The following is a 4,270-nucleotide window of genomic DNA, read 5'->3' as shown; positions in this document are numbered from 1 at the left end:
TCTAGGGGAGGCCGCCGTCGGCCCGCAGGATCGAACCCGTCGTGAAGCTCGACGCGTCGGAGGCCAGAAACAGTGCGGCGCCGACGATCTCGGCGGGCTGCCCGGCGCGACCCAGCGCCAGGTGCCGGAACGGACTCTCGGCGCCTTCGAGGTCCCAGGCCTTGCTGACGTCGGTCAGGAACGGGCCCGCCATCAACGTGTTGACTCGGACGGTCGGGCCGTAGGCCTTCGCCAGCCCTTCGGTCAGGGCGTTGAGCCCCGCCTTGGCCGCAGCGTAGGGCAGCATGTCGGGGGCCGGGCGCAACGAGCCCGCGGAGCTGACGTTGATGATCGAGCCTCCGCCCGCTGCGACCATGCGCTCGCCGATGAGCGCCGAGAGTCGAAACGGCCCCTTGAAGTTCAGGTTGACCACGGCGTCGAACAGCTTCTCGCTCACCGAGGTCAACGACTCGTAAAGCGGTGACATGCCCGCGTTGTTGATGAGCACGTCGACCTTGCCGAACCGGTCGTAGGTGGCGTCGACGAGCCCGTCGAGCTGGTCCCACCGCCCGACGTGAACCTGGTACGGGAAGGCGGTCCGGCCCGTCGACGCCGAAATCTCCTCGGCCGTGACGACACAGGATTCGCGATCGCGACTGGCGATCACGACGTCGGCACCCGACTTGGCTGCGGCGAAGGCCATCTCGCGTCCCAATCCGCGGCTACCTCCGGTGACGAGCACCACCCGGTCGGTCAGGTCGAACAGTTCGTCGGCGTACCCCATGTCAGGTCTCCTCCTGCTCGCCACGGGCCGTCTCGCGAATCACCCGGTGGACGAGGCCGAGCTTGTCGACCACCGCGGGCGGAATCTCGAACGGGTATAGGGGGTTCTTGCCCATTGCGGTGTTCACGCGGTTGAAGAACAGCGACATCCATCGCCAATCGAACAGCATCCGCTCGACGGGTTGGTCCTCGTAGGTGTCCAGCGGGACGATGTCTCGGGGCGCCGCGAAGCGGACCCGGTCGGCGTGCAGCACCATGCCTGCCTCGCGGCTGGTGTCCAGGGTGTCGGCGATGTGCAGATAATGGGCGAAGCTCTCGGCGAAGTCCTCCCACGGATGCATGGTGGCGTACTCCGAGATGAACGACTCGCCCCAGCCGATGGGCGCGCCCGACTTGTAGTGCCGCGCGATGGCGTCGGAGTAACTCACCCGCTCATCACCGAAGAGTGCCCGGCAGTCGTCGAGGTATCGCGCTGCGCCAGAACCGGTTTCGACGAGGATGTTCTGGTAGTAGTGGCCCACCTCGTGGCGAAAGTGACCGAGCATGGTGCGGTACGGCTCGCCCAACCGAACGCGCAGCGATTCGCGGTAGTCGTCCAGCGATTCCACGACGTCGATGGTGATGACGCCACCCGCGTGGCCGATGATGACCTTCTCGCCGGTGGTGTAGCTCGACAACAGGTCGAACGCCAGGCCGCCATCGCGGCGCCAGAACGGGTCGACGGGCAAGCCGATGTCGTCGAGTTGGTAGACCAGCCTGCGCAGTGCCGCCGCGGTGGGCACCAGCTTCTCCCGGGCGAGGGTGTCGTCGGCCGCGGGTTCGCGGCGGATCAACGAGTCGGCGAGGCAGCGGCCGCGCTTCTTGAACTCGTCGTGTTCCTCGGGTGCCAGCCAGTTGCAGCCGAGCGACGCGTACTGGGTGCATCGCACCCACCGCTGCCCGTCGAGCACCGCGGCCCCGTCGACGATGGGAACCATCGACTTGGTCGGCAGGTGAAAGCCCAACGTCGTCTGGCAGGTCGCGCACCGGTCGGCGTCGAACGCGGCGAACTCGCTGCACACAGGACAAGCGAATGCGCGCACGAGCCATATGGTGTCACGGTGCAACTGCTATTGGTCCGACATGCGCTACCACTCCGCAGTGAGGCCGGTCAGGGTTCGGACCCCGACCTGTCCGCCGAGGGCATCGAACAGGCGAAGCGCCTGCCCGACGCGTTGCGGCGGTTCCCCATCTCCCGCCTGGTCAGTAGTCCCCAGCGGCGTGCGCTGCAGACGGCGCAACCGGTCGCCGACGCGCTCGGAATGGCGGTCGACGTAGACGAGCGACTCGCCGAGTACGACTACGGGCTGACGCACTACACGCCGATCGAGGAGGCGTCGCAGGAGGACCTGCAGCGCCTCGTCGACGGCCATCTGCCGGGTGACGTGGACGAGGAAGCGTTCAAGGCGCGGGTCAAGGCCGGTGCCGCCGACATCGTGGCGGCAGCCGACCACGAGGACACCGTCGTGTTGTTCAGTCACGGCGGCGTGATCAACGCGCTGGTGCAAGACGCCGTCGCGTCCCCCCGGCTGTTGTGCGTTCAGGTCGACTACGCGGGCATCACGCGACTCCTGCTGTCCCGCGCGGGCGGGTTCGGCATCGCATCGGTGAACGGGACGGAACACGTATGGGACCTGCTGCCCAGAAATCAGCGGTGGTAGACAAGTCCGGTGACGACGGACGCTTCCACACTGGACGGGCTGGACCTCGGCGCGCTGGACCGGCATCTGCGGTCGATCGGCGTCCCACGCCAGGGTGACCTGCGCGGAGAACTCATTGCCGGCGGCCGGTCCAACCTGACGTTCCTGGTGTTCGACGATGCCTCCAAGTGGGTGCTGCGCCGGCCCCCGCTGCACGGGCTGACGCCGTCGGCCCATGACATGGCCCGCGAGTACACGGTCGTGGCGGCGCTCGAGGACACTCCGGTGCCCGTTGCCCACCCGGTGACGATGCGCAACGACGACTCGGTGCTCGGTGCGCCGTTTCAGATGGTCGACTTCGTGCCGGGACGAGTCGTGCGCTACTCCGAGGAGCTGACCGCCCTTGGGGATCAGGACACCATCAGTGCCTGCGTCGACGCCCTCATCAAGGTGCTGGCCGACCTGCACGCACTGGATCCGGAGGCCGTCGGTCTCGGCGGCTTCGGCAAGGCAGGCGGGTACCTCGAACGCCAGGTGCGGCGCTGGGGCGGCCAGTGGGACCTGGTGCGACTGGAGGACGACCCGCGCGACGCGGACGTGCGGCGGTTGCACGCCGCGCTGGGGGAAGCGCTTCCGCCACAGAGCCGGACCTCGATCGTGCACGGCGACTACCGCATCGACAACACGATGCTCGACGCCGTCGACGCGACCAAGGTGCGGGCAGTGCTCGACTGGGAGATGTCGACGCTCGGCGATCCCCTCAGCGACGCCGCGCTGATGTGCGTGTACCGCCATCCGATGTTCGACATGGTGCATGCGAACGCGGCGTGGTCGTCGCCCCAGATTCCGTCGGCCGACGAACTCGCCCAACGGTATTCGGTGGCGGCCGGTCAGCCGTTGAACCATTGGGAGTTCTACATGGCGCTGGCGTACTTCAAGCTGGCGATCATCGCCGCGGGCATCCAGTTCCGCGACCGGATGGGCGGAGGCTCGGAGTACGGCGACAAGGTGGGGGAGGCCGTCGCGCCCTTGGTCGCGGCAGGCTTGGCCGAGCTCGGCTAGGGGCGGCACCGACTTTGCGTACAGGGCGGGGAATCGGTCGAAATCCCGCCCTGGCCGCACACTCGACGGGTCTCTACCGCAGCGCGGCCTTCAAGTTCTTCTTGGCGGCCCGGCGCAGCTGCACGATGCGAACGACGCCTGCGAGCGTCGTGACGAGGCCCCCGAGCACTGCTGCCGCCAGGAGCGCGACGCCCAGGGGCAGGCTCCACGACCAGCCGAGGAAGTGGAACGTCCCCGGTTCGGTGTTCTGCGCGATGAAGATCAAGAGCACGATCAGGATGAGAAAGCCGACGATGAGAGCCGACCACAGGGCCGCGGCCCGCGTGAAGTGGACGGCGTTCTCGGGTGGCGGCTTCGGTGCCGAGGTGTCGACCGTCGGGGGCCCGGGCTCGATCGGATTCAACGGGCCGGGATGGCCCGGTTCGACGGGCTGGAACTGCGGGTCGGTGCTCATGGCCATATCCTTGCCCCTTTCGACTGAGTTGGAAACCAGCGGTACTGGGTTACGACCGGCTAAAGCCGAGCGACATGCCGGCAAGCTGGTTAACCTCGCACGAGGCAGGTGACGCCGAAAGGACGTTCTAGTGAACCCCGAACGACGATCCAGGCGTAGAAACAGTCTGGTTGTACTGGCAGCGGTCCTAGCCCTGGTAACGGCTGCATGCGGCAGTTCGAACCCGCTGGGCGGTGGTGAGGTATCGGGTGACCTGAAGTCGATCGCCGTCGGGTCGGCGGACTTCACCGAATCGAAGATCATCGCCGAGATC

The 4,270-nt window shown here is 67.3% G+C and carries 5 protein-coding genes and 1 pseudogene; 3 read left to right on the top strand and 3 right to left on the bottom strand.

Features of this window, described 5'->3' with window-relative positions; genetic code table 11:
* Position 1: 1 nt before the first annotated feature.
* Both VET27_RS19440 and VET27_RS19435 read right to left on the bottom strand, forming a co-directional pair.
* Positions 2-763: an SDR family NAD(P)-dependent oxidoreductase gene (locus VET27_RS19440; RefSeq protein ID WP_526521067.1), complete on the bottom strand. Its 762-nt coding sequence runs from the start codon at positions 761-763 to the stop codon at positions 2-4.
* 1 nt (position 764) lies between these two features.
* Positions 765-1,844: a zinc-binding metallopeptidase family protein gene (locus tag VET27_RS19435; protein ID WP_526521065.1), complete on the bottom strand. Its 1,080-nt coding sequence runs from the start codon at positions 1,842-1,844 to the stop codon at positions 765-767.
* An 18-nt stretch (positions 1,845-1,862) separates the two neighbouring features.
* Here VET27_RS19435 and VET27_RS19430 point away from each other — a divergent pair, with 18 nt between their 5' ends.
* Both VET27_RS19430 and VET27_RS19425 read left to right on the top strand, forming a co-directional pair.
* Positions 1,863-2,462, top strand: coding sequence for a histidine phosphatase family protein (locus VET27_RS19430; protein WP_526521063.1), 600 nt, complete (start codon positions 1,863-1,865; stop codon positions 2,460-2,462).
* A gap of 9 nt (positions 2,463-2,471) precedes the next feature.
* Entirely contained in the window at positions 2,472-3,503 is a 1,032-nt protein-coding gene (locus VET27_RS19425; RefSeq protein WP_526521061.1) for a phosphotransferase family protein, read from the top strand.
* Between the two features lie 73 nt (positions 3,504-3,576).
* Here VET27_RS19425 and VET27_RS19420 read toward each other — a convergent pair whose 3' ends face one another.
* Positions 3,577-3,957, bottom strand: coding sequence for a LapA family protein (locus VET27_RS19420; protein ID WP_526521059.1), 381 nt, complete (start codon positions 3,955-3,957; stop codon positions 3,577-3,579).
* Positions 3,958-4,123: 166 nt separating this feature from the next.
* Here VET27_RS19420 and VET27_RS19415 point away from each other — a divergent pair.
* Positions 4,124-4,270 (top strand): annotated as a pseudogene (locus VET27_RS19415) (glycine/betaine ABC transporter substrate-binding protein); the annotation flags it as partial.

This window comes from Mycobacterium sp. (assembly GCF_035633495.1).
In the GTDB taxonomy this organism is placed as follows: domain Bacteria; phylum Actinomycetota; class Actinomycetes; order Mycobacteriales; family Mycobacteriaceae; genus Mycobacterium.
Note: the sequence above shows the minus strand (reverse complement) of the source record. Positions and strands in the feature narration are given on the sequence as shown.